This is a genomic window from Variovorax sp. W1I1 (genome assembly GCF_030815625.1).
Lineage (GTDB): Bacteria > Pseudomonadota > Gammaproteobacteria > Burkholderiales > Burkholderiaceae_C > Variovorax > Variovorax paradoxus_C.
Window position 1 is genome coordinate 1,288,918 of the sequence record NZ_JAUSWZ010000001.1, and the last position, 23,055, is coordinate 1,311,972.

Genomic DNA, 23,055 nt, shown 5'->3' on the forward strand with positions numbered 1-23,055 from the left:
ATCGCTCGGCTATCCTCGCCGCGTGAACTCCTTCGTCATCTCCTCGCTGCTCCCCGTCGTCATCCTCATCGCCGCGGGCTACCTGGCCGGCAGGCGCCGATGGATCGGCGCTAACGCGGTGAAGGACCTGTCCAATCTCATCTTCCTGCTGCTCGCACCCGCGCTGCTTTTCCGCGCCATGAGCACGGTGCATGTGCAGGAGCTCAGCCTCAAGCCGGTCGCCGCCTACTTCATCGCCTCGGGCCTGCTGTTCGCCGGCACACTCGCGTTGCGCGGATTCAACCGCACGGCCGCGGTGCTCGCGCTCGCCAACACCTACAGCAACACCGTGATGATCGGCATCGCGCTCGTCGGCCTTGCCTATGGCGAGGCAGGCATGGTGGTGCTGCTGACGCTCATCTCGCTGCATTCGCTGGTGCTCATGACCAGTGCCACGCTCGTGCTCGAACTGGCCGTCGCGCGTGAGCATGCGGTGGTGAGCGGCGAAGAGAAACGCTCGATGGCGCGCACCGTGCTGCGTGCCTTGCGCAACGCCATCATCCACCCCGTGCCGCTGCCGATCATCGCGGGCCTGCTGTTCGCGCAGACCGGACTCGTGATGCCCGAGGTGATCGACAAGCCCATCCAGTTGCTCGGCCAGGCCTTCGGCCCGGTGGCGCTCGTCATGGTGGGCATCACGCTCGCGCTCACGCCCATCGGGCGGCACTGGCGCGGCGCGCTGGTGCAGGCGCTGGTGAAGAACCTGCTGCATCCGCTGCTGGTCGCCGGCATCGGCTGGCTGCTCGGCGTGCGCGGCATCCCGCTCACCGTGATGGTGGTGGCGGCGGCGTTGCCCATCGGCGCCAACGTGTTCCTGTTCTCGCAGCGCTACCGCACGGCCGAAGACCTCGTCACGGCCAGCGTGGCCGTGTCGACGGTGCTGGCGCTGGGCACCCTCACGCTCGTGATGATCTGGGTGCAGTGGCTGCCGTGAGAGGCTGATCCTTCGGTTGTTCCCTCGCAGCCCGCTCGCGGTCTTTGGCCTGCGCGAAACGGCCCACGCCCGGCAATGCGATGCCCTCGACCAGGCCGTTAACCAGGCGCTCACCGAGGCGGCGGACGACTTGATGGTGAAGAAGCAGAAGCTGCCGGTGGCCTGCGAGGCCTGACGTGACTCAGGGCGCGAGCCGCTCGCGCACCCAGTCGCTGCCTTCGAGCCGATAGCGCAACCGGTCGTGCAGCCGGCTCTTGCGGCCCTGCCAAAACTCCCACCGATCCGGCACCAGCCGATAGCCGCCCCAATGCGGCGGGCGCGGCGGCGAGAGCAGGTGCTTCGCCGCGGCCACGGCCGCGTTCTTCACCAGCACATCGCGTCCGCTGATCACTTCGCTCTGCGGGCTGGCCCAGGCGCCGATGCGCGAATCGAGCGGGCGGCTCGCGAAGTAGGCATCGCTCTCGTCGGCGCTGGCCTTCTCGACACGGCCCTCGATGCGCACCACGCGCTCGAGCTCGACCCAGTGGAACTGCAGCGACGCATACGGATTGCCCGAAAGCTCGCGGCCCTTGCGGCTTTCGTAGTTGGTGTACCAGACGAGGCCGCGTGCGTCGTAGCCCTTGATGAGCACGATGCGGCTGGAGGGCCGAAGGTCGCTGCCGACGGTGCACAGCGTCATCGCATTGGGTTCGGGCACCTGCGCGTCGATGGCCTCGGTGAGCCAGCGTTCGAATTGCTTCAGTGGATCGTCCGCGCTGTGGGCTTCGCCGAGCTCGGCGCGCTCGTAGCTCTTGCGCAGCGCGGCCAGCGCTTCGTTGGAGAGAGGGGAAGTCATGCCGGGATTGTTGCGCACATACTCCGCCCATGACGATGAAGGCGACAAAAGCGAACTCTCCGTTGGTGATCGTGCTGGCCTCGGGCCGGGGCGAGCGCTTCATTGCCGCCGGCGGCACGGGCTCCAAACTGAAGGCCCTGCTCGCGGGCAAGCCGGTGCTGGAGCACACGCTCGATGTCGTGCGCGCGAGCGGCCTGCCATGGCGTGTGGAAGACGCGGGCCATCCGGGCATGGGCGACTCGATTGCCGCCGCGGTGCGCGCCACGCCCGATGCTGTCGGCTGGCTGATCCTCCCGGGCGATCTGCCACTGGTGCGGCCCGAGACATTGCAGGCGGTGGCTGCTGCGCTCAACGGCCGGGTGAACGCCGTGCAGCCGCAGTTCATGGGAGAGCGGGGCCATCCGGTCGCTTTTGCCGCCGGATGCCGCGCACAGCTCGCGGCGCTGGAGGGAAACCTGGGCGCGGCGCCGGTGCTGCGCGCCATGCGGGCCATCGATTCGGTCGCCGACCTCGCGGTGGACGATGCCGGCATCGTCACCGACATCGACACGCCCGAGGCCCTGGCGCGCGCCGAGGCCCTGTGGCTCGAACGCGCAGGCCGTTAGCCGGCTGAAGTCGGCTGGATCAGCCCTTCGGAATCACCGCGCAGGCGATGCGCGGGCCCGAGTTGCCGGCCGGCTGCGTCGTGAAGTCGTCGCGGTCGCGGTGAACCACCAGCGCGCGGCCCACCACGTTGTTGGCGGCGCCGTCGGTCAGCGAGATCGAGTGGTCGTCCACGCTGAAGCGCGCCACGCCGCCGGCATCGGCCACCAGGCTTGGCAGTTCGCCGGCATGGCTTCCCGGCGCGGCGAACTTGCCGTGCGTGCCGCCAGTCGGGTTGAAGTGGCCGCCCGAGGCGTTGCCGTTGTCGCCGCAGTCGCCCTTTTCATGGATATGGAAGCCGTGCTCGCTGCCCGGCACGAGGCCGCGCACTTCGCCCGAGACGCGCACGCCGTGGTCCAGCGCGGTGAGCTTGACCGTGCCGCGGGTCGGGTTGGGCGTGATCGCGGCGGTCGGCACCAGCTCGACGGCCGTGCTGGGCTTGCCGCCCATGCTGCCGCAGGCGGCGAGCACGGCGGTGGCGAGGAGGGCGGTGCCGGTGGCGAAGAGACGACGATGGTTCATGGTTTTTCCTTGGACGGTCCGGACGAGGGCCCGGATGAAGGTTGGGAAGAAGAATTGTCGGAAGACCCCGGAACATATACCGAAGGCGGGGGCGTGTCGCAATCAGCGGCTGCCGCGGATGCCTGTTGTTGCGCCTGCAGTTCCTGTTTCGCCTCGGCCAGCGCCAGCAGCCGCGCCAGTGCCGCATCGTGGATCGAATGCCGCTGCAGCTCGAGCAGCGTCTGCTGCGCATAGTCGAGCGAGCTGCCGTAGCGGCCGACCGCGTTGGCGAAGATGTGGCGGTAGCGTTCCTCGCTCAGTTCGCCGGTGAAGTTGGGGCTGCGCCGCGAGAGCGTGAAGGCCAGCGCGCGCACCGTGCCCTCGGCGGTGTGGCAGTGCAGCCACTTGGGGTCGTACACGCCGGTGGGCATCTCGCGCAGCCAGAGGCGCTTCAGTGTTTCCAGTCCCTCAGCCTTGGGAATCCGAAACACCATGCCGCGACAACTGCCGCCCGAGAGCAGGCCGAACACGAGGCCCGGCGTCTGCACGCTGCCGCGGTTGACCCGGCTCCACATCTTGAGCGCGCGGTGCCAGCCATGCACCCAGGCCGGGCGTCGCTCGATGAAGCCGAACTCCGGCCGCCAGATCAGCGAGCCGTAGCCGAACAGCCAGAGGTCGTCGTGGCCGCCCCAATCGGCAATCGCGCGCTCGAGCATGGGCTGCGGATCGCGCAGGGGCTTGGGCATGGGATCGAGGCCGGGCGGTCCCGGATTCGGCGCGGGGTCCGACACGGGCCTGTCAGGAGCGCCGCCTACAATTTCGGAGTCATGGTTCACCGCACCATTATTTACCGACCCCTCAATTACGGAGCACGCCCACCCATGAGCGACGACGACGGCCAGCAGAATTTCATCCTCGGCTTTCTCATGGCGCTGATCGCGCTGGTCATCTTCTTCGTGGTGGGCATCGTCATCTGGCACAAGGGCCACAGTGCCTCTGGCGCTGCCATTGCGGCACAGGGCAAGCCCCCGGCCGTGGTGATCTCGTCGCCCGCGCCGGGCGAAGCGCCCAAGCTGGCCGAAGTGACCGAAACGGTGACGGTCACGATCCCCGACGGCGCGAGCATCCGCGTGGTCAACGGCGTGGTGAACTTCTACTTCGCGACCGGCAGCGCCGACCTCGCACCGGGCGCCGCCGAGGCGCTGGCCGCTGTCATCAAGGGCGTGGAGAGCGGCCGCAAGGTGGTGGTCTCGGGCTTCCACGACACCACGGGCGATGCCGCCATCAACGAATCGCTCGCGAAGAAGCGGGCCGAGATGGTGCGCGATGTGCTCGTGGGCCTGGGTGTTCCGGCCGCCAAGGTCGACCTGCAGAAGCCCGAGGTGACGGCGGGTTCGGGCAACAACGCCGAGGCGCGCCGCGTCGAGGCCAGGCTGGTGGACTGAAGCCTGCCCACCGAGCAGGCCTCGCCCCGATTCAAGCTGCTACGATCCGCCGCACGGGAAAACAGCCTCCCGGTCTGAAAAGATAGACGGTGTCCCGTCCAAGTGCTGGTGACGCACAACGGAGCCTCCTGCCGTGGACACCGACTTTTCTGACGCCCCTTCCGCATCCCCAGCGCTTTCTGCGCCGCTCCAGCCCGTTTCCTTCGCAGAGGCTTTCCGCTTCTGGCTCAAGCTCGGCTTCATCAGCTTCGGCGGCCCCGCCGGGCAGATCGCGATCATGCATGCCGAGCTGGTCGAGCGGCGGCGCTGGATCAGCGAGAAGCGCTTTCTTCACGCGCTGAACTTCTGCATGCTGCTGCCCGGCCCCGAGGCCCAGCAGCTCGCCACCTACATCGGCTGGCTGATGCACCGCACGCGCGGTGGCATCTTGGCCGGGGCGCTGTTCGTGCTGCCTTCGCTGTTCATCCTGATCGCGCTGTCGTGGATCTACCTGCGCTTCGGCCATGTGCCGGTGGTGGCCGGTATCTTCTACGGCATCAAGCCGGCCGTCACTGCACTGGTGCTGCATGCGGCGCACCGCATCGGCAGCCGCGCGCTGAAGAACCGGTGGATGTGGGGCATTGCCGCCGCCGCGTTCGTGGCGATCTTCGCGTTCGACACACCGTTTCCGGCGATCGTGCTGGCAGCCGGCCTGATCGGTCACTTCGGGGCGCGCTGGGCGCCCGGGGTTTTCGCACTCGGCGGCGGGCATGGCGGCGCCAGTCAGAGCTACGGTCCGGCGCTGATCGACGACGACACGCCGACGCCGCCGCACGCGCGCTTCTCGCGCTCGCACCTCGCCAAGATCCTTGCGATCGGCCTGGGCCTTTGGCTGCTCGCCATGGGCGTGCTGATCGCCACGCAGGGACTGCAGGGCACGCTCACGCAGATGGGCTGGTTCTTCACCAAGGCGGCATTGCTGACCTTCGGCGGCGCCTATGCCGTGCTGCCCTACGTCTACCAGGGCGCCGTCGAAAACCACCAGTGGCTGTCGGGCGCGCAGATGATCGATGGCCTTGCGCTGGGCGAGACGACGCCGGGTCCGCTCATCATGGTCGTGGCCTTCGTCGGCTTTGTCGGCGGATGGCTGAAGCAGGTGCTGGGGCCGGATTCGTTGTTCCTGGCGGGGGCGCTGGCCGCAACCGTCGTGACCTTCTTCACCTTCCTGCCCTCGTTCATCTTCATCCTCGCCGGCGGGCCCGCCATCGAGGCCACCCACGGCAAGCTGGGCTTCACGGCGCCGCTGTCGGCGATCACCGCGGCGGTGGTGGGCGTGATCCTGAACCTGGCGCTCTTCTTCGCGTACCACGTGCTCTGGCCGCAGGGCTTCGGCGGCCGCTTCGACGCCGTCTCGGCGCTGATCGCCGTCGCGGCGGCCGTCGCCTTGTTCCGCCTCAAGGTCGGCGTGATGCCGCTGCTCGGGGCTTGCGCGGCCATCGGGTTGGCGGTGACCCTGTTGCTGCCTTCGCTGCGCTGACATGCCTCCGATGCATATCGCCAGCGCGCCTCGCCCGCGCACGGGTCTCGCGCGCCTGTTGCCTTCCGGTGTCGATCCGGAGGCCTTGCCATTGCTTGTCGCGCGCGGGCTTCGCGCCTTCGCGGACGGGTACATGGCGGTGCTGCTGCCAGCCTACCTGCTGTCGATCGGATTCGGGACGCTGGAGGTCGGCATTGTCAGCACGGCGACGATGCTGGGCTCGGCGCTCGCGACGCTCGCGGTCGGCGCTTGGGGATACCGGTTCGGAGGCGGCCGGCTGCTGCGCTGCGCGGCGCTGCTGATGGCCGCCACGGGCCTGGGCTTCGTGGGCCTGACCTCGTTCTGGCCATTGCTGGTCGTCGCGTTGGTCGGCACGCTCAACCCCAGTTCCGGCGATGTGAGCGTGTTTCTTCCCCTGGAGCACGCCCGCCTGGCCGCGGCCGCGCAAGGCCACGCCCGAACAGCCTTGTTTGCGCGCTACAGCCTCCTGGGCGCCCTGTGCGCCGCGCTGGGCGCGCTGGCCGCTGCCGTGCCGGACTGGCTGGTTCGTCACAGCGGACTCGCGCGGCTCGACGCATTGCGCGGGATGTTCGTGGTCTACGCCGTGATCGGGTTGATCGTCTTCTGGGTCTACCGCAGCCTTCCCGCCCAGGCCCGAGCGAACAATGCGAACAGCCTGCCCGTGGCACCGACACCCCTCGGGCCATCGCGCGCCGTCGTGAGGCGACTGGCGGCACTCTTCAGCGTCGACGCCTTTGCCGGCGGGCTGGTGGTGAACGCGCTGATGTCCTTGTGGCTGCTGGAGCGATTCGGTTTTTCTCTCACGCAGGCCGGCATCTTCTTTTTCTGGACCGGCTTGCTGGGGGCGGCGTCGCAGCTCGCGGCGCCTGTGGTCGCGCGGCGCATCGGGCTGCTCAACACCATGGTCTTCACGCACCTGCCGGCCAACGTCTGCCTGGTGCTGGCGGCACTGTCGCCCAACCTGCCGGTCGCCCTGGTCTTGCTGACGGTCCGAAGCGCGCTGTCGTCCATGGACGTTCCCACGCGGACGGCCTACGTGATGGCCGTCGTGACGCCGCCCGAGCGCACCGCGGCCGCCAGCTTCACGGCGGTGCCCCGGAGCCTGGCGGCCGCCGTCAGCCCGACCCTCAGCGGCGCGCTTTTCGCAGCCGGGTGGATCTCGCTGCCGCTCATCGCGTGCGGGCTGCTGAAGATCGCCTACGACCTCACGCTCTGGCGCGCCATGCGGCGGGATCGACTCGACGGGGATTAGCGTCGACGCGCTCGAGCGAACTGGCCGATACCGGGCGCAGCAAATCCGCCCGGCGATGCCCGAGTAAATTCGTATCGTTTGGCGCCCGGATTTCATCGGCTGTTTGCGCCTGCCTTGGTACGATGAGCTTCCAGGCCACCAGTCGCTCCGGCGACACGCAGCAAGAGCCATCTACCCCCATGAGCAGCACACACCCCACCGTCCGCGACGTCACCGATCGCATCCGCGAGCGCAGCCATGGCACGCGCAGCGCCTACCTCGCACGGCTCGCCGAAATCCGCGGCCGCGACCGCGGTTCCGAGCGCATGGGCTGTGCCAACGTGGCGCATGCCGTGGCCGGCATCCCGGCCAACGACAAGTTCAAGGTGGTGACCGAGCGCGCGCCCAACCTCGGCATCGTCACCGCCTACAACGACATGCTCTCGGCCCACGCGCCGTACCAGGGCTACCCGGACATCATCAAGCAGGAGGCGCGGCGCCTTGGTGCCACCGCGCAGGTCGCCGGCGGCGTGCCGGCGATGTGCGACGGCGTCACGCAGGGCACGCCCGGCATGGAGCTGAGCCTCTTCAGCCGCGACGTCATCGCCATGAGCACCGCGATCGCGCTCACGCACGACATGTTCGACGGCGCGCTGATGCTCGGCGTGTGCGACAAGATCGTGCCGGGCCTCCTGATCGGCGCGCTGCACTTCGGCCACCTGCCGACCGTGTTCGTGCCCGCGGGGCCGATGCCCTCGGGCCTCTCGAACAACGCCAAGTCGAAGGTGCGGGAGCAAGCGGCGCAGGGGCTCGTGGGGCGGCAAGGGCTGCTCGATGCCGAGATGGCGGCGTATCACACGGTGGGCACCTGCACCTTCTACGGCACCGCCAACAGCAACCAGATGTTGCTCGAAGCCATGGGCCTGCATGTGCCGGGCACGGCCTTCATCCAGCCCGGCGATGCGATGCGCGAAACGCTCACGCGCGAGGCGGTGCGCACGGTGCTGGGCAAGGCGGGCGAGACTGCCTTCAACTGCCCGCCCATCGGCGAGATGGTCGACGAGCGCTGCATCGTGAATGCCATGGCCGCACTGCTGGCCACCGGTGGTTCGACGAACCACCTGATCCACTGGGTGGCCGTGGCCCGCGCCGCGGGCATCGTGATCGACTGGGACGACTTCTCGAAGCTCTCCGACATCATTCCGCTGCTCACTCGCGTGTACCCCAACGGCAGCGCCGACGTCAACGAGTTCCAGGCCGCGGGCGGCCCCGGCTTCGTGATCGGGGAACTGGTCGATGCGGGCCTGATGCACGGCGACGTGCTCACCGTGCGCGCCGGTGGCATCCGCGAATTCGCCAACATCCCGACGCTGGCCGACAGCGGCGAGCAGCGCTTGAGCTGGACGCCCGCGGCCCCGTCGAAGAACGACGCGGTCGCACGCCCGGTGGCCGAGCCGTTCAGCGCCACCGGCGGCCTGAAGCTCCTCAGCGGCAACCTGGGCCGCAGCGTGATCAAGGTCTCCTCCGTGCCCGACGACCGCCACGTGATCGAAGCACCCGCCCGCGTGTTCGACTCGCAGGCTGCCCTGCATAAGGCTTTCACCGCCGGCGAACTGGAGCGCGACGTGGTCTGCGTGGTGCGCTGGCAGGGCCCGCAGGCCAACGGCATGCCCGAGCTGCACAAGCTCACGCCGCCACTGTCGGTGCTGCAGGGCAAGGGCTTCCGCGTCGCGCTGGTCACCGATGGCCGCATGAGCGGTGCGTCGGGCAAGATTCCGGCGGCCATCCACGTGTCGCCCGAAGCGGCCGCGGGCGGCCCGCTGGCCAAGGTGCGCGACGGCGACGTGATCCGCCTCGATGCAGTGGCGGGTACGCTCGCCGTGCTGCTGCCCGAAGACGAATGGGCCGCGCGCGAAACCGCGACGCTGCCCGAAGCGCAGCGCATCGCCGACGGACACGGCCTCGGCCGCGAACTGTTCGCCGGCATGCGCCGCAATGCACTCACCGCTGAAGAAGGAGCCTGCTCATGGCTGTAGACAACAACAAACTCACCGCCCTCGACGTGATGCGCGACGCGCCGGTCATTCCGGTCATCGTGCTCAACGATGTGAAAGACGCCATTCCGCTGGCGCGCGCGCTGGTGGCCGGCGGCATCCGCATGCTCGAGGTCACGCTGCGCACGCCGCAGGCGCTGCAGTGCATCGAGGCCATCGCCAAGGAAGTGCCCGAGGCCGTGGCCGGCGCGGGCACCATCCGCAGCGCGGCCGATGCGCAAGCCTCGGCACTGGCCGGCGCGAAGTTCGGCGTGAGCCCGGGCTACACGCGCGCGGTCGGCAAGGCCTGCCACGACCTCGGCCTGCCGCTCTTGCCCGGCGTGGCGACCGGAAGCGAAATCATGACGGCGCAGGAAGACGGCTACACGCAGCTCAAGTTCTTCCCCGCGCTGCAAGCGGGCGGCCTGCCGATGCTCAAGGCCTGGCAAGGCCCGTTCGGCGACGTCACCTTCTGTCCCACGGGCGGCATCCATGCGGGCAACGCGGCCGAGTTCCTCGCGCTGTCGAACGTGGCCTGCGTGGGCGGCTCGTGGATCGTGCCGACCGACGCGATCCGCGACGGCGACTGGTCCCGCATCGAACAGCTGGCACGCGCCGCGAGCCAGCTGTCCCGCTGACATGCGCGCCGAATTCGACGCGAGCGACCTGAAGGTCATCGCGTTCGACGTGTTCGGCACGGTGGTCGACTGGCACAGCGGCATCGCGGCCGAAGTCGAGCGCGTGCTGCCGGGCGTGGAAGGCGCGACCTTCGCGCTCGCATGGCGCGCCGGCTACCAGCCTGCGATGAAGGCGGTGATGGAGCGCATCGCGGCGGGCGAGGGCGGCTTCACGCTGCTCGACGAGCTGCACCTGAGCATGCTCGAGCAGGTGCTGCGCGACTTCGACCTGACCGACCGCTTGGACACCGCTGCCAAGCGCGACCTGAGCCGTGCATGGCACCGGCTGCCGGCATGGCCCGATTCGGTGGCGGGGCTCACGCGGCTCAAGAAGAAGTTCACCATCTGCACGCTCTCGAACGGCAACATCGGCTTGCTGACCGAGATGGCCAAGCGCGCGGGCCTGCCCTGGGATTGCGTGCTGTCGGCCGAGGTCTTCAAGGCCTACAAGCCCGATCCGCGCACCTACCTCGGCGTGGCCGGCGTGTTCGATGCGACGCCGGGACAGGTGATGCTGGCCGCGGCGCACCACGACGACCTGGCCGCCGCACGCGTGTGCGGCCTGAAGACCGCCTACATCGAGCGCCCCCACGAGTTCGGCCGTGCGCAGCCGAAGGATGTTTCGCCGCAGCCGGACAACAGCCTGCATGCGCGCGATATCGAAGCGCTGGCCGACCTGCTGGGCTGCTGACCGATCAGTCCGCGATGAGCTTCTCGACCGTGCGCAGGTTGCGCGTCGTCGTGCTCGATTTGTAGCGCGTTTTCGCCAGCAGCTTGGCCACCGGCGTGTCGGTGCTCTCGCCGCGCGGGCATTGCCAGTACAGCACGCCCTTGCCTTCCTTCAGCCGTTCGAGCTTCGCATCGACGGCGCCGGCTTTTTCCATCACTTCATCGAGCATCGCGGGGTCGGAGCCGAACACGAGGTACGGATGCCGCTCTTCATCGATGCGTTCAAAGGGATAGGCCGCGGCCATGTCGGCCACCTGCTTCTGCGTGAGCAGCACGATCCACGCGTCGTAGCTGAAGCGCTTGCGCAGCGCCTGCTCGATGCGAGTGCGCAAGGCGCCGGCATCGCGCTCGTCGGTGTCGAAGAGCACGTTGCCGCTCGCGAGCACCGTGCGTACCGCATCGAATCCGAGTTCGACGAAGAGCGCCTTCAAGTCGGCGCTCTTGATCGTGATGCCGTTGACGTTCGCGCCGCGCAGCAATGCGACGTGGCGCGTTGCTGTCGTCGTTGTCTTCTTCTGTTCTTTCTTCGGGCTGGCCATGGCGTTACCCGAAGCGCTTCAGCGCAGGCCCGCGCCTTCAGCGGATTCAGCGCGCTGGATCAGCTCGATCTTGTAGCCGTCGGGGTCCGTCACGAAGGCGATCACCGTCGTGCCGCCCTTGACCGGACCGGCCTCGCGCGTCACGTTGCCGCCCGCCGCCTTGATCTTCTCGCAGGCCGCATACGCATCGGGCACGCCGAGGGCGATGTGGCCGTAGGCGGAGCCCAGGTCGTAGCTCTCGGTGCCCCAGTTGTAGGTGAGCTCGATCTCGGCCTGGTCGGGGTTGCCCTTGTCGAAGCCGAGGAAGGCGAGGCTGTACTTGTACTCGGGGTTCTCGGAGGTGCGCAGCAGGTTCATGCCGAGCACCTTTGTGTAGAAGTCGATGGAGCGCTGGAGGTTGCCAACGCGCAGCATGGTGTGAAGAAATCGCATCTCGTGGTGCCGTGTAGTTGTATGAAAAGGGGAGCCGCTATTGTCGGCTTCCCGCCGCGGCGATCAAGCCGCCGCCGTGAGCAGGTGGGACTCGTGGCGCTTGAGGAATTCCATCAGGTGCTGCGGATACTCGGGCACCACCGCATCGCGCACGCTCGGGCGTGCAGCCAGTGCCTTGCGCCAGGCATCGACCTTGGGCAGCGCGGCGAAGATGCGCGAATCGATGAGCGTGTCGAACACTTCGAAGTAGCGGAACACCGGCGCGAACACGGCATCGACCAAGCTGAAATCCTTGCCCGCAAAGTAGGGGCCGGCCCCGAGTGCGGCTTCGACGCGCTCGAACTTGGCGACGAGCGCGAGGCGCTTCTGCTCGAACACCTTCGCATCCTGCGTGGTCTCGTACCCCCAGAGATCGGAAAGGATGGCCGAGCCGAACTCCATCCACGCGCGGTGCTCGGCGCGGGTGAGCGGGTCTTCGGGGTGCAGGCGGGCGCCGGGTTGCGTCTCTTCGAGGTACTCGCAGATCACGTTGCTCTCGAACAGCACGGCCTCGGTGCCGTCGGCGCGCTGCACCTTCAGCAGCGGCACCTTGCCGAGCGGCGAGATGTCGAGAAACCACTGGGGCTTGTTCGCGAGGTCGATCACGACGCGCTCGAAGGGCACGCCTTTTTCACCGAGCGCGATGGCCGCGCGCTGGACGTAAGGGCACAGCAGGTGGCTGACGAGGGTGAGGGGCTGGGAGGGTTGGGCGTGTTGGGACATGGGGGCTCTCCGTCTTCGGTTGTGTGGTTCGGTCGCCGCGATTCTTGCGGTCCCGAACAACCTTTTCCCGGAAAGCCCATTCGCCTTTTGAGCGCCTTGTGCTAGGTCGCGGTTGCCAGCCAGTGCGTGATGCGGCCGTTGTGCATTACGCCAATGCGGTCCGCCATCGCATGCGCTTCGGCCTCGTTGTGCGTGACCAGGATGGCGGTCTGGCCGGCCTGCTTCAGGATGCCGCGAACCTCGGCGGTCAGGCGTTCGCGCGTGGCGCCGTCGAGGTTGGAAAAAGGTTCGTCAAGCAGCAACAACGCAGGCGAAGGCGCGAGCGCGCGGGCCAGCGCGATGCGTTGCTGTTGCCCGCCCGAAAGCTCGTGCGGATAACGCTCGCCCGCATCGGCGAGGCCGACCAGCGCCAGCATCTCGGCCACGCGCGCCTGCTGCGCCGCGCGACCGAGGCGGCGCAGCCCGAAGGCCACGTTCTTCGCGGCCGAAAGATGCGGGAACAGTGCGTACTCCTGGAACATCATCCCCACGCGCCGCTGCTCGGGCGGCAGGTGCGATCGCGCGGACGAGAGCACCACTTCGTCCAGGCGGATCGTGCCCGCGCGCAGCGGCTCGAAGCCCGCGATGGCGCGCAGCACCGTGGTCTTGCCGCAGCCCGAGGGCCCGAACAGGCAGGCGATGTCGCCGGCCGCGAGCGACAGCGAAAAGTCGTCGACGACGGTGTGCGGGCCGCGCGGCGTGTCGTACGCGAGCTGGATCGATTCAAGGTGCAGTGGCGAACTCATGCGTGTTCCGGAACAGGGGCGATCAGCGGCGTGCCCAACTGGTTGCGCGCCAGCAGCACCACCGGCAGAAGGCCGGCCAGCACGATAGCGAGCGCCGCGATCGCGCCTTCTTCATAGGTGCCACGCGCGGCCTCGGCATAGAGCCAGGTGGCCAGGGTGTCGAAGTTGGCGGGGCGCAGCAGCAGCGTGGCGGGCAGCTCCTTCATCGCATCGACGAAGACCAGCAGCGCACCCGCGGCAATGGCGGGCTGCAGCAGCGGCAGGTGCACGCGGCGCAGGGTGCCCGCGGTGGTTTCGCCGAGGAGGCGCGAGGCCTGCTCGATGGCCGGCGGAATGCGCGCAAGGCCGGCCTCGATGCCACCCACCGGCATCGCGAGAAAGCGGATCGCGCAGGCCACGACCAGCACGATGCCCGCGCTCATCAGCGGCAGGCCCTGCCAGCCGAACACGGTCGCGAGCGCGGCATCGAAGGCCAGCGCCGGCGTGAGCAGGCCGATGGCCAGCACCGTGCCCGGCACCGCATAGCCCAGCGTGGCGGCGCGTGCCTGCCAGCGCGCGCGGTTGATGCCCGAGCCTTGGCTGCGCGCCGCCCACGCGACGACCAATCCCGCAGTCACTGCCATCACGGTGACGCCCGCAGCGAGTGCGAGCGTGTTGCCGAGGCTTGCGACGAGGCCGTGCGAAACGCCACCGCCCTGACGCAGCCGCTTTGCGCTTTCCCAGACCAGATACAGCGCAGGTGCCACGAAGCCGATCAGCACCGGCAGCGCCGTGACCGCCGTTGCGGCCCATCCTGCGCCGCCATGCAGGCGCCGCGGCTGCACCGCGCGCATGCGCTGCGCCGAGCCGAAGCGCTGGTGCCGGCGGCCATTGCGTTCGAGCCAGACCAGCGCCACCACCACGAACAGCATCGCGCACGCAATCTGCGCCGCGCCGGCCAGGTCGGAGCGCGTGATCCAAGTCGTGTAGACCGCGACTGTCAGCGTGTTGACCCCGAGGAATTCCGACGCGCCGATGTCGTTCAGCGTTTCGAGCAGCGCGAGGCTCAGGCCCACCGCAAGCGCAGGGCGCGCGAGCGGCAGCGCCACGCGAAAGAACGCGCCGAGGCGGTTCTCGCCGAGCGTGCGCGCGGCTTCCAGCAGATGCGCCGGCTGCGTCATGAACATCGCGCGCGCCGTCATGTAGACGTACGGATAGAGCACGAAGCCGAGCACGAAGATCGCGCCGGGCATCGAGCGCAGGTCGGGCAGGCGGAACTGGCGCGGGCTGTCGAAGCCCAGCACCCAGCGGATCGCGCCCTGCACGGGGCCGATGGGATGCAGCAGATCGAGGTAGGCGAAGGCGACGATGTAGGTCGGCATCGCCAGCGGCAGCAGCAGCGCCCAGTGCAGTACGCCGCGCCCCGGAAAGTCATGCGCGGTGACGAGCCACGCGCAGCCCGTGCCGATCACCAGCACCAGCGTGCCGACACCGGCCAGCAGCAAAGCCGTGTTGAGCGTCGCTTGCGGCAGCACATGCGCGAAGAGCGGCCCCCAGTGCCCGATGCCCGAGCCGAACGCGAGCCACAGGAGCGTGAGCACCGGCGCGAGCACGCCGATGGCGATCGCGAACGAGGCAAGGCGCCAGACCGGTCCTGCAGCTTGCAGGGCCGGTGGCTGGCGCCGTGTCATTTGCATTTTTCTTCAGGCGCCGGCAAGGCGGGCCCGACCGTCTCGATCACTGGTCGAAGCCGACCTTGTCGACGAGCGCACTGGCTTGCTTCCTGTACTTGGCGATCTCGGTGAGCGGCAGCGGATCGACCTTCAGCTCGCCGATCGTCTGGCCGATGATCGGATCGAGCGCCACGCCCTTGCGCACCGGGTATTCGTAGTTGGTCTGCGCGTAGAGCGCCTGTGCCGGCTCGGACACCAGGAACTCGAGCAGCTTGACCGCGTTGGCGCGCTGCGGCGCGTTCTTCGCCACGGCCGCGCCGCTGATGTTGACGTGCGTGCCGCCGCTCTTTGCGTTGGCGAAGGTCGGGCGGATCACCTTGATTGCATCGCCCCACTTGCGCGCGTCGGTGCCTTCCTTGGCGCTCTTCATCTGGCCGACGTAGTACGAGTTGGCGATGCCGATGTCGCAGATGCCGCCGAGGATGTCGCGCGCCACGTCGCGGTCGCCGCCCGTGGCCTTGCGCGCGAGGTTGGCCTTCACGCCGCGCAGCCACTGCTCGGCCTTGGCTTCGCCGTCGTGCGCGATCAGCGCCGCGACCAGGGCCGTGTTGTAGGGATGCTGGCCCGCGCGGATGCAGACCTTGCCCTTGTATTTCGGGTTGGCGAGGTCTTCATAACGGAAGCTGGTGAGCGGCTGCGCCTTGTCGGCATAGAGCACGCGGGCGCGCAGCGAGAGCGCGAACCACTGGCCGTCGGCGCCGCGCAGGTTGGCCGGAATGGCCGAGTCGAGCGCGGGCGATTTCACGGGCTGAGTCACGCCGCCGTCGACGAGGTCCATCAGGTTGCCGATGTCCACCGTCATCAGCACGTCGGCCGGCGAGCGTGCCCCTTCGGCCTTGACGCGCTCGAGCAGCCCGTCCTTCACGAACACGGTGTTGACCTTGATGCCGCTCTGCGCGCTGAAGGCGGAGATCAGCGGCTGGATCAACGCGGCCTCGCGCGTCGTGTAGAGCGTGAGCTCTTCGGCGGCGTGCGCGGGCAGGGCGGCGAGGGCCAGCCAGGCCGTGGTGGCGCCGATCAGGGCGTGCGCAGCGCGGGTCGAGGCGCCGGAGCGTCGGGTCATGGGAGATCCTCCAGTGGGTTGATGTGTTCTTGCGGAGATACGGCGGACCAGGCGAGGGGGCGCCGATGCGAACGATTATCAGCAGGCGGGGAAAGGGGCGAGTCTTTTGGACTTACAAGGCGAAGGCCTACTTGAAGCACGCCGCGGCCTTCGGCCGCATCGCACCTGGTCGAGGCGTTGTGGCGCCAGAGCGCAAAATATCCCTTTTCAGACGCTCGAGATTCGTCCTGTGAACATCCGGCAACGCAACAACGTCCACGTCTTCGGCGCTGGAGACCGCACGATGATCTTCGCCCACGGCTTCGGCTGCGACCAGAACATGTGGCGCTTCATGGCCCCGAAATTTGCCGAACGCTTTCGCGTGGTGACTTTCGATTTGGTCGGCTCCGGGCAGTCGGACCTCGGCGCCTATGACAAGGCCAAGTACGCGACCCTTCAGGGCTATGCCGACGACCTGCTGGAAATCGCGAACGAGTTCGCGACCGGTCCCGTGATGTTCGTCGGCCACTCGGTGAGCGCCATGATCGGCGTTCTGGCCGACCTCAAGGCACCAGGCACCTTTGCCGCGCACATGATGGTCGGTCCGTCGCCGTGCTACATCAACGACGGCGACTACATCGGCGGCTTCACGCGCGAGGACATCGATTCGCTGCTCGACACGCTGGAGAGCAACTACCTCGGCTGGGCCTCCAGCATGGCGCCCGCGATCATGGGCGTGCCCGAGCGGCCCGAGCTGGGCGCCGAGCTCACCGCCAGCTTCTGCCGCACCGACCCCGAAATTGCCAAGCAGTTCGCCAAGGCCACCTTCCTGTCCGACAACCGCAAGGACGTGGCGAAGCTGCAGACGCCCACGCTCGTGATCCAGTCGTCCGAAGACCTGATCGCTCCCTTGCCCGTCGGCGAATACATGCAGCGCACGCTGCCCAACGGCACCTTGCGGGTGGTGGTCAACACCGGGCATTGCCCTCACCTGAGCGCGCCCGACGCGAGCTGCGAGGCGATCGAGGATTTCCTCGGCGCGCTTGGCCTGCCGCGCGCCCAATGAGCCAGCCCCTTCCCGAAGCGGCCGACCTCTTCGAAGAAGCGCCTTGCGGCCTGCTGGTCACGGCGTTGGACGGCACGATCCTCAAGGTCAACGCCACCTTCTGCGGCTGGGTCGGCTTCGCACGCGAAGAGCTTGTCGGCCTGAAGCGCGTGCAGGACCTGTTCACGATGGGCGGCCGCATCTTCCATCAGACCCACTGGGCGCCGGCCCTGCAGCTTCAGGGCTCGCTGGCCGAGGTGAAGTTCGAGGTCCGGCATCGCGATGGCCAAGGCATTCCGATGATTCTCAATGCGCGTCGGCGCAATCGCGAAGCGGGCGAATTCGACGAGATCGCCGCTTTCGTCGCGGAAGACCGCAACCGCTACGAGCGCGAGCTCATGAGCGCGCGCAAGAAGGCAGACGCCTTGCTGCAGGCGGAGCGCGACACGCAGCATCTGTTGAGAGACCGTGCGCTCTTCGCCGAGCAGATGGTGGGCATCGTGAGCCACGATCTGCGCAATCCCCTGTCGGCCATTCTCATGGGCATCCAGTTGCTGGGGCGGACGGAAGGCGAGCGCCAGGTTCGCGTGCTCGGCCATGTGCGCAACTCGGCCGAACGTGCGCAGCGCCTGATCGAGGAACTGCTGGACTTCACCCAATCGCGCATCGGCAAGGGCTTGAGCGTGAAGCCGGGCGCCACCGACCTGCATGCGATCGCGGCGCAAGCGATCGACGAGTTGATGCTCGCCTATCCGGCGACAAGAATCGTTCATTTGCAGAGCGGACCGGGCGCGTGCATTGCCGATACGGATCGGCTGGCGCAGCTCATCGGCAACCTCGTGAGCAACGCGGTGGCCTACGGCCATCGCGGCACGCCCGTCACCGTGCGCTCGCAAATAGAAGGGCCGAAAGCCACGGTGGTGGTGCACAACGAAGGCGACCCGATTCCGCCCGACATGCTCGCCACGGTGTTCGAGCCGATGGTGCGGGGCGCGACCGAAGGGAGTTCGGCCCGCAGCGTGGGCCTCGGCCTTTTCATCGTGAACGAGATTGCGAAGGCGCACGGTGGCGCAATGGAGGTGGCGTCGTCTTCTGTCGGTGGCACCGTGTTCACGCTGCAATTTCCCACGCACCACCAGCGCGCTGACTAGCGCGTCGCGCCAGATTGCCGGTTAATTAATTAATTAATTCACACCGGCAACAAGTGATTGCGCGGTGCTTCTGGAAAGCGATTTGATATAGCCATCGATCGAGGCGGCCACGGGCGAGAATTCGGTGGTGGTCAAACGCTTGAAATCGCGCGGGTCCGCAAAATCATTCAATTGCCGGACTCGGGTTCTTTGAATTGTTTTCAGCGGCTCGTAGGCTGTGATTTCCAATGGATCATTCAGCGTGAAGATTTTCAATTCCATGGCGGGCACGGCGAAATATCTCGTGGACGCAAACATGCCGCGGGTGAAAAGACCGGAATTCTCCATATAGCTCTCGGCGCACGGTCCTCCTGTGCATTCCATTCGCGTGAGCGTTCTTTTTCCCTCGACCACGACCACGGCCGATATTTGCTCTTCCTTCAGTTTCTTCGCTGACCATTCCTGTCTCGGATTGGCAATCCAGCGGCCGTCTTTTTCAATGGCCAGCGCATTCACGCTGGTGGTCGCGTAGCTTGTCAATCTGACGACCTGGAATCCCGCTTTCTCCAGCTCGGATTGAAATGCCTCGTAGGTCCTGACGGTCGGATTCCATGGGAATTGATAAGGCGTCGAGAAATTATTGAAAACGGTGGTGCCGACGTGCATATGCTGCGCCGGCGCGGGCATATAGACGAGCAATCCGATTTTCGAGCCTTTGGCGATTTTCCCGGAATTGGGGGGAATTGCGGGTGCGGTGGTGCAGCCGGCCAGAATCAAAAAACAGACAATTGCGAAAATCCGATTCAGCATTGCGTTTCTCCTCGTATTTATGATTGCGGAAATCATTGGCGCATCGAACGACCTGAAAGTCGCGCGGGGCAATGATTTCCTGCGTGCATCATAGCGACGGAGCGGCTGCTCCGTATTGCCGGCGAGAAGAGAAATGCTTTAAAGGGCGCCTGAACCGGAATTAAATAAATCGCGGTCTTTGGAATTCAGGCCGGTCGCTTTTCCAATTGAATAGCCGCGGCGTGAATCTTCAGCGGCCCGCAGGAATCTCGAACACCAGGCAGGTCGTCGTCGCATGCGCATACAGCGTGCCGTCGGCGCCGACGAGCCGGGCCTCGGCGGTCGCGAGCTGCCGGCCGCAATGGATCACCTTGCCTTCGGCGCGCACCCGCTGCACCTTCGGCGTGAGGCCCTTCACGTAGTTCACGCTCAGCTCGGCGGTCGTGTAGCCGCGGCCGGGCGGCATCATCGTGTGGACCGAGCAGCCCAGGGCCGAATCGAGCATCGTGGCGACCCAGCCGCCGTGGATGGTGCCCAGCGGGTTCAGGTGCTGCGCGAGCGGCGTGCCCTGGAAGATGGCGACGCCCTTGCTGACCGAGACGATCGTGAAGTCGAGCGTCTTGGCGATGGCCGCATAGGGAATCTCGCCGTTCAGCATCGCCTGCATGACTTCGAGCCCGGTCTTGCCGGCGATCTGCTCGGGGCGGGCGAGTCCGGGGCCGGGGCCGCCCTCGAGGCGGTCGATGATCGCGCGTTCCTCGGCGATCCATGCGTCGATCTGGCTGGTGGGTTGCGTCATGCCTGTGCTGCTCCTGGGGGCTTTGAATGAGGTCGTGAATTGTATATGCAACAGTTGCACCTACAATCGTCGCCCATGGACATCCAGACAAAGCCCCGCGGCTGCACGAGTTTCAAGGTGCGACAGCTCATGCGTCGCCTGTCGGCGCACTACGACGCCGAGGTGTCCAAGAGCGGCCTCAAGACCACGCAGTATTCGCTGCTGTCGCAAGTCAAGCGACTGGGCCCCGTTCGCCCGGTCGATCTGGCGGGCGAGCTCAAGATGACTGCCTCCACCTTGAGCCGCAACCTGCAACCGCTGATCGCCGCCGGCTGGATCGTGCAAAGCGCCGGCGCCGATGCGCGCAGCCTCCTCGTGGCGCTCACGCCCGAGGGCGAGGCCAAGTGGCGCGAAGCCCAGCATCACTGGAAGACCGCGCAGCAGAAGCTCAATGCGCTGCTGGGCGTGGAGCGCGTGCTGGCGCTGCACCAGCTCATCGACGAATCGCTCGAACTGCTGGGCGCGGACGACGCCGCGGACCTGCAGGACTGAAGGCGCACCCAACCACACCAGACAGTCGCGCCGATCGCAGCGCGGACCGGATTTCCTTTCCTCCTCCACATCCCACTCCAACAGCAGAGGCCCCATGTTCGCCACCCAAGTTTCCGCATGGCTGCAGCGCCGCGGTATCCACTACGGCTGGATCGTCGCCGCCATCACCTTCCTGACCATGCTGACGATGTCGGCCGCGCTCGGCCTGCCGGGCGCGATGCTGCAGCCGCTGGGCAAGGAGTTCGGCTGGAGCACCGAGCAGATTTCCTCGGCGCTCGCGCTGCGCTTTGCGCTCTTCGGCCTCATGGGTCCGTTCGCCGCGGTGCTGATGGAGCGCTACGGCCTTCGCGCCGTGATCTGCACCGGCCTTGCGCTGGTGGGCCTCGGCATGGCGCTGGTGACCATGGCTTCGCAGCTCTGGCAGCTCTTCGTGCTGTGGAGCCTGATGCTGGGCCTGGGCACCGGCATGACCGCGCTGGTGCTCGGCGCGGTGGTGGCCAACCGCTGGTTCGTCGCGCGCCGCGGGCTGGTCATCGGCATGCTCACCGCCAGCTCGGCGACGGGGCAACTGGCCTTCCTGCCGTTCGCGGCCTGGATGATCGAGCACTGGGGCTGGCGCTCGGCCATCGTGCCGATCGTGATCGGCAGCGTGCTGATCGCGGTGCTCGCACTGTGCCTGGTGCGCAACCGGCCGTCCGATGTCGGCCTGCTGCCCTACGGCGAAAAGCCCGGCACGCAGCCGGCCGCACCGGTCGCGCCCGCGGTGGTGATGAACTTCGCCACGCCGTTCCGCGTGCTGAAGGAAGTGGCGACCAATCGCACCTTCCTCATCCTGGCCGGCACCTTCTTCATCTGCGGCCTCAGCACCAACGGCCTGGTACAGACGCACTTCATTTCGCTGTGCGGCGACAACGGCATGGGCGCCGTGCCCGCGGCCTCGGTGCTCGCGATGATGGGCGCGTTCGACTTCGTGGGCACCATCCTCTCGGGCTGGCTCTCTGATCGCTACGACAACCGCAAGCTGCTCTTCTGGTACTACGGCCTTCGCGGCCTGTCGCTCTTCTGGCTGCCGCATTCGGAATTCACGATCTATGGCCTCGGCCTCTTCGCGATGTTCTACGGCCTCGACTGGATCGCCACCGTGCCGCCGACCGTCAAGCTCGCGGGCGCGACCTTCGGCCCGGCCAAAGTGGGCCTCGTGTTCGGCTGGATCTTTGCCGCCCACCAGCTGGGCGCCGCCACGGCCGCGTACGGCGCGGGCTTTGCACGCACGCTGCTCCTGACCTACACGCCGGCACTGTACGCAGCCGGTGCCGCCTGCCTCGTTGCGGCAGTCATCGTGATGATGATCCGCCGCCCGGCCGCGAAGGCCGGCACGCCGGTGGCGCCCGCCGCGGCAAGCGCACGCGCCTGACGACCGGGACGACACAGCCATGACCACCTCCGCGACCACCGCCAACACCGAGCTCGACCCGCGCACGCGCCTCTTGCTCGAAGCGCCCATCGTGCCCACGCTGCTGCGCCTCGCAGCTCCCAACGTGCTCGTGATGGTGGCGCAAGCTTCCGTCGGGCTCATCGAGACCTACTTCGTCGGCAAGCTCGGCACCGATGCGCTCGCGGGCATGGCGCTCGTGTTCCCGATCGTGATGCTGATGCAGATGACCTCCAGCGGCGCGGTCGGCGGCGGCATCGCTGCCTCGATTGCACGCGCGCTCGGCGCCCGCCGCCGCGACGACGCCAATGCGCTCGTGTGGCATGCCGTCGTCATCGCGCTGGGCTTCGGCCTGTGCTTCACGCTCGCGCTGCTGTTCGGAGGGCGCTGGCTCTACGGGATCATGGGCGGCACGGGCGCTTCGCTCGATGCGGCGCTGACGTACTCGAACTGGGTGTTCGCGGGCGCGGTGCTGGTGTGGCTCTTCAACTCGCTCGCCGCGATCATTCGCGGCACCGGCAACATGTCGGTGCCTGCCAACGTGACGGTGGTGGGCGTGGTGTTCCTCATTCCGGCATCGCCGCTGCTCATCTTCGGCTGGGGTCCGATTCCGGGCATGGGCATCGCGGGCGGCGCGATGGCGCTGCTGCTGTACTACCTGCTGGGCTCCATTGCGCTCATCGTCTACCTGCGCTCGCCGCGCAGCCTGCTCAAGCCGACGCTCTCGGCGCTGAAGCTGCGGTGGCCGCTGTTCCGCGACATCCTGCGCATCGGGCTCGTGGGTGCGGTGTCGACGGTGGCGACCAACCTGTCGATCGGCATTGCGACCGCGCTCACCGGGCACTTCGGCCCGGGCGCCTTGGCCGGTTATGGCACGGCGTCGCGGCTTGAATATCTTCTGGTGCCGCTGGTCTTCGGCCTGGGCGCGCCGCTGGTCGCGATGGTCGGCACCTGCATGGGCGCGGGACAGCGCGAACGCGCGCTGCGCGCCACCTGGGCCGGCGCGGCGCTGGCCTTTGCGCTGACCGAGACCATCGGCCTCGCGGCGGCGCTGTTCCCGCGTCCGTGGCTGCTGCTGTTCGGCAACGACCCGGCGATGCTGGAGACCGGCGCGCACTACCTGCGCGTGGTGGGGCCGTTCTACGGCTTGTTCGGCGTGGGGCTCGTTCTGTACTTCGCCTCGCAGGGCGCGGGCCGGCTGATGTGGCCGGTGCTCGGCAACATCGCGCGGCTCGCCGTGGCCGGCACCGGCGGCTGGCTCGCGCTGCGCTGGGGCGGCGGGCTCACCGGCGTGTTCGCTGCACAAGGTGTTGCGCTGGTCGTGTACGGCATCGTGATCGCATCGGCGATCGCGGGCGGCGCATGGTTCGGGCGCGTGGGCTGGCCACGTACGCCGACGGGTCTGCTGCGGCGGGTTGCGCAGGCCTGATTGCGCAACGCCGCAAAAAAAACCC

General features: G+C 67.6%; 25 protein-coding genes. 14 read left to right on the top strand and 11 right to left on the bottom strand.

Going from position 1 to position 23,055, the window contains the following annotated elements:
• Window positions 1-22 precede the first annotated feature (22 nt).
• Together QFZ83_RS05970 and QFZ83_RS05975 are read left to right on the top strand one after the other, a co-directional pair.
• On the top strand, window positions 23-973 hold the full coding sequence (locus tag QFZ83_RS05970) for an AEC family transporter (RefSeq protein ID WP_013542672.1): 951 nt from the start codon (window positions 23-25) through the stop codon (window positions 971-973).
• A gap of 16 nt (window positions 974-989) precedes the next feature.
• Entirely contained in the window at window positions 990-1,148 is a 159-nt protein-coding gene (locus tag QFZ83_RS05975; RefSeq protein ID WP_306883055.1) for a hypothetical protein, read from the top strand.
• Between the two features lie 6 nt (window positions 1,149-1,154).
• On the opposite strand, the gene pdxH is transcribed toward QFZ83_RS05975, so the two are convergent.
• The gene (pdxH, locus tag QFZ83_RS05980) at window positions 1,155-1,808 is read right to left on the bottom strand and encodes a pyridoxamine 5'-phosphate oxidase (protein WP_307503787.1); all 654 of its coding nucleotides are present in this window, start codon (window positions 1,806-1,808) and stop codon (window positions 1,155-1,157) included.
• A gap of 29 nt (window positions 1,809-1,837) precedes the next feature.
• Here pdxH and QFZ83_RS05985 point away from each other — a divergent pair, with 29 nt between their 5' ends.
• Window positions 1,838-2,413 (top strand): NTP transferase domain-containing protein, encoded by a 576-nt coding sequence (locus QFZ83_RS05985; RefSeq protein WP_373457492.1) that lies wholly within the window; start codon window positions 1,838-1,840, stop codon window positions 2,411-2,413.
• 19 nt (window positions 2,414-2,432) lie between these two features.
• On the opposite strand, the gene QFZ83_RS05990 is transcribed toward QFZ83_RS05985, so the two are convergent.
• Window positions 2,433-2,972 (bottom strand): superoxide dismutase family protein, encoded by a 540-nt coding sequence (locus tag QFZ83_RS05990; protein WP_013542668.1) that lies wholly within the window; start codon window positions 2,970-2,972, stop codon window positions 2,433-2,435.
• A complete protein-coding gene (locus QFZ83_RS05995; RefSeq protein WP_307503793.1) occupies window positions 2,969-3,697 on the bottom strand; it encodes a gamma-glutamylcyclotransferase in 729 nt (242 codons plus the stop codon). Before QFZ83_RS05995 ends, QFZ83_RS05990 begins: the two co-directional genes overlap by 4 nt.
• Before the next feature lie 135 nt (window positions 3,698-3,832).
• Here QFZ83_RS05995 and QFZ83_RS06000 point away from each other — a divergent pair, with 135 nt between their 5' ends.
• From QFZ83_RS06000 to QFZ83_RS06025, 6 genes are all read left to right on the top strand, one after another.
• Window positions 3,833-4,396, top strand: coding sequence for an OmpA family protein (locus QFZ83_RS06000; protein WP_306883051.1), 564 nt, complete (start codon window positions 3,833-3,835; stop codon window positions 4,394-4,396).
• A gap of 133 nt (window positions 4,397-4,529) precedes the next feature.
• Complete coding sequence (chrA, locus tag QFZ83_RS06005; RefSeq protein ID WP_307503795.1) at window positions 4,530-5,912, top strand: chromate efflux transporter; 1,383 nt, start codon at window positions 4,530-4,532, stop codon at window positions 5,910-5,912.
• Window positions 5,913-5,922: 10 nt separating this feature from the next.
• A complete protein-coding gene (locus QFZ83_RS06010) occupies window positions 5,923-7,185 on the top strand; it encodes an MFS transporter (protein WP_307503798.1) in 1,263 nt (420 codons plus the stop codon).
• Between the two features lie 179 nt (window positions 7,186-7,364).
• Window positions 7,365-9,200, top strand: coding sequence for a phosphogluconate dehydratase (gene edd, locus QFZ83_RS06015; RefSeq protein ID WP_307503800.1), 1,836 nt, complete (start codon window positions 7,365-7,367; stop codon window positions 9,198-9,200).
• Window positions 9,191-9,835, top strand: coding sequence for a bifunctional 4-hydroxy-2-oxoglutarate aldolase/2-dehydro-3-deoxy-phosphogluconate aldolase (gene eda, locus QFZ83_RS06020; RefSeq protein ID WP_013542663.1), 645 nt, complete (start codon window positions 9,191-9,193; stop codon window positions 9,833-9,835). The genes edd and eda overlap by 10 nt, the downstream gene beginning before the upstream one ends.
• A 1-nt stretch (window position 9,836) precedes the next feature.
• Window positions 9,837-10,565, top strand: coding sequence for a haloacid dehalogenase type II (locus tag QFZ83_RS06025; RefSeq protein WP_306883047.1), 729 nt, complete (start codon window positions 9,837-9,839; stop codon window positions 10,563-10,565).
• 4 nt (window positions 10,566-10,569) lie between these two features.
• Here QFZ83_RS06025 and QFZ83_RS06030 read toward each other — a convergent pair whose 3' ends face one another.
• The 6 genes from QFZ83_RS06030 to QFZ83_RS06055 form a co-directional block, all read right to left on the bottom strand.
• The gene (locus QFZ83_RS06030) at window positions 10,570-11,142 is read right to left on the bottom strand and encodes a DUF1697 domain-containing protein (protein WP_307503804.1); all 573 of its coding nucleotides are present in this window, start codon (window positions 11,140-11,142) and stop codon (window positions 10,570-10,572) included.
• 18 nt (window positions 11,143-11,160) lie between these two features.
• Entirely contained in the window at window positions 11,161-11,574 is a 414-nt protein-coding gene (gloA, locus tag QFZ83_RS06035; protein ID WP_307503809.1) for a lactoylglutathione lyase, read from the bottom strand.
• 63 nt (window positions 11,575-11,637) lie between these two features.
• Window positions 11,638-12,336, bottom strand: coding sequence for a glutathione S-transferase family protein (locus tag QFZ83_RS06040; RefSeq protein WP_307503812.1), 699 nt, complete (start codon window positions 12,334-12,336; stop codon window positions 11,638-11,640).
• A 101-nt stretch (window positions 12,337-12,437) separates the two neighbouring features.
• Window positions 12,438-13,121: an ABC transporter ATP-binding protein gene (locus tag QFZ83_RS06045; protein ID WP_307503816.1), complete on the bottom strand. Its 684-nt coding sequence runs from the start codon at window positions 13,119-13,121 to the stop codon at window positions 12,438-12,440.
• Window positions 13,118-14,791, bottom strand: a complete 1,674-nt coding sequence (locus QFZ83_RS06050; protein ID WP_306883043.1) for an iron ABC transporter permease — start codon at window positions 14,789-14,791, stop codon at window positions 13,118-13,120. The genes QFZ83_RS06045 and QFZ83_RS06050 overlap by 4 nt, the downstream gene beginning before the upstream one ends.
• Before the next feature lie 46 nt (window positions 14,792-14,837).
• Entirely contained in the window at window positions 14,838-15,896 is a 1,059-nt protein-coding gene (locus QFZ83_RS06055; protein WP_307503819.1) for a Fe(3+) ABC transporter substrate-binding protein, read from the bottom strand.
• 229 nt (window positions 15,897-16,125) lie between these two features.
• Between QFZ83_RS06055 and QFZ83_RS06060 the strand changes: the two genes are divergently transcribed.
• The gene (locus QFZ83_RS06060) at window positions 16,126-16,941 is read left to right on the top strand and encodes an alpha/beta fold hydrolase (protein WP_307503822.1); all 816 of its coding nucleotides are present in this window, start codon (window positions 16,126-16,128) and stop codon (window positions 16,939-16,941) included.
• Window positions 16,938-18,071 carry a PAS domain-containing sensor histidine kinase gene (locus QFZ83_RS06065; RefSeq protein WP_307503825.1) on the top strand — a complete coding sequence of 378 codons (1,134 nt, stop codon included), beginning with the start codon at window positions 16,938-16,940 and terminating at the stop codon, window positions 18,069-18,071. Before QFZ83_RS06060 ends, QFZ83_RS06065 begins: the two co-directional genes overlap by 4 nt.
• A 33-nt stretch (window positions 18,072-18,104) precedes the next feature.
• Here the strand turns inward: QFZ83_RS06065 and QFZ83_RS06070 are convergent, their stop codons facing one another.
• Window positions 18,105-18,860 (bottom strand): hypothetical protein, encoded by a 756-nt coding sequence (locus QFZ83_RS06070; protein ID WP_307503828.1) that lies wholly within the window; start codon window positions 18,858-18,860, stop codon window positions 18,105-18,107.
• A 229-nt stretch (window positions 18,861-19,089) separates the two neighbouring features.
• Window positions 19,090-19,638, bottom strand: a complete 549-nt coding sequence (locus tag QFZ83_RS06075) for a PaaI family thioesterase (protein ID WP_013542652.1) — start codon at window positions 19,636-19,638, stop codon at window positions 19,090-19,092.
• A 75-nt stretch (window positions 19,639-19,713) separates the two neighbouring features.
• Here QFZ83_RS06075 and QFZ83_RS06080 point away from each other — a divergent pair, with 75 nt between their 5' ends.
• From QFZ83_RS06080 to QFZ83_RS06090, 3 genes are all read left to right on the top strand, one after another.
• Window positions 19,714-20,169, top strand: a complete 456-nt coding sequence (locus QFZ83_RS06080; protein ID WP_013542651.1) for a MarR family winged helix-turn-helix transcriptional regulator — start codon at window positions 19,714-19,716, stop codon at window positions 20,167-20,169.
• Between the two features lie 94 nt (window positions 20,170-20,263).
• On the top strand, window positions 20,264-21,583 hold the full coding sequence (locus QFZ83_RS06085) for an MFS transporter (RefSeq protein ID WP_307503832.1): 1,320 nt from the start codon (window positions 20,264-20,266) through the stop codon (window positions 21,581-21,583).
• A 19-nt stretch (window positions 21,584-21,602) separates the two neighbouring features.
• Window positions 21,603-23,030, top strand: a complete 1,428-nt coding sequence (locus tag QFZ83_RS06090; RefSeq protein ID WP_307503835.1) for an MATE family efflux transporter — start codon at window positions 21,603-21,605, stop codon at window positions 23,028-23,030.
• The last annotated feature ends 25 nt before the right edge of the window (window positions 23,031-23,055 follow it).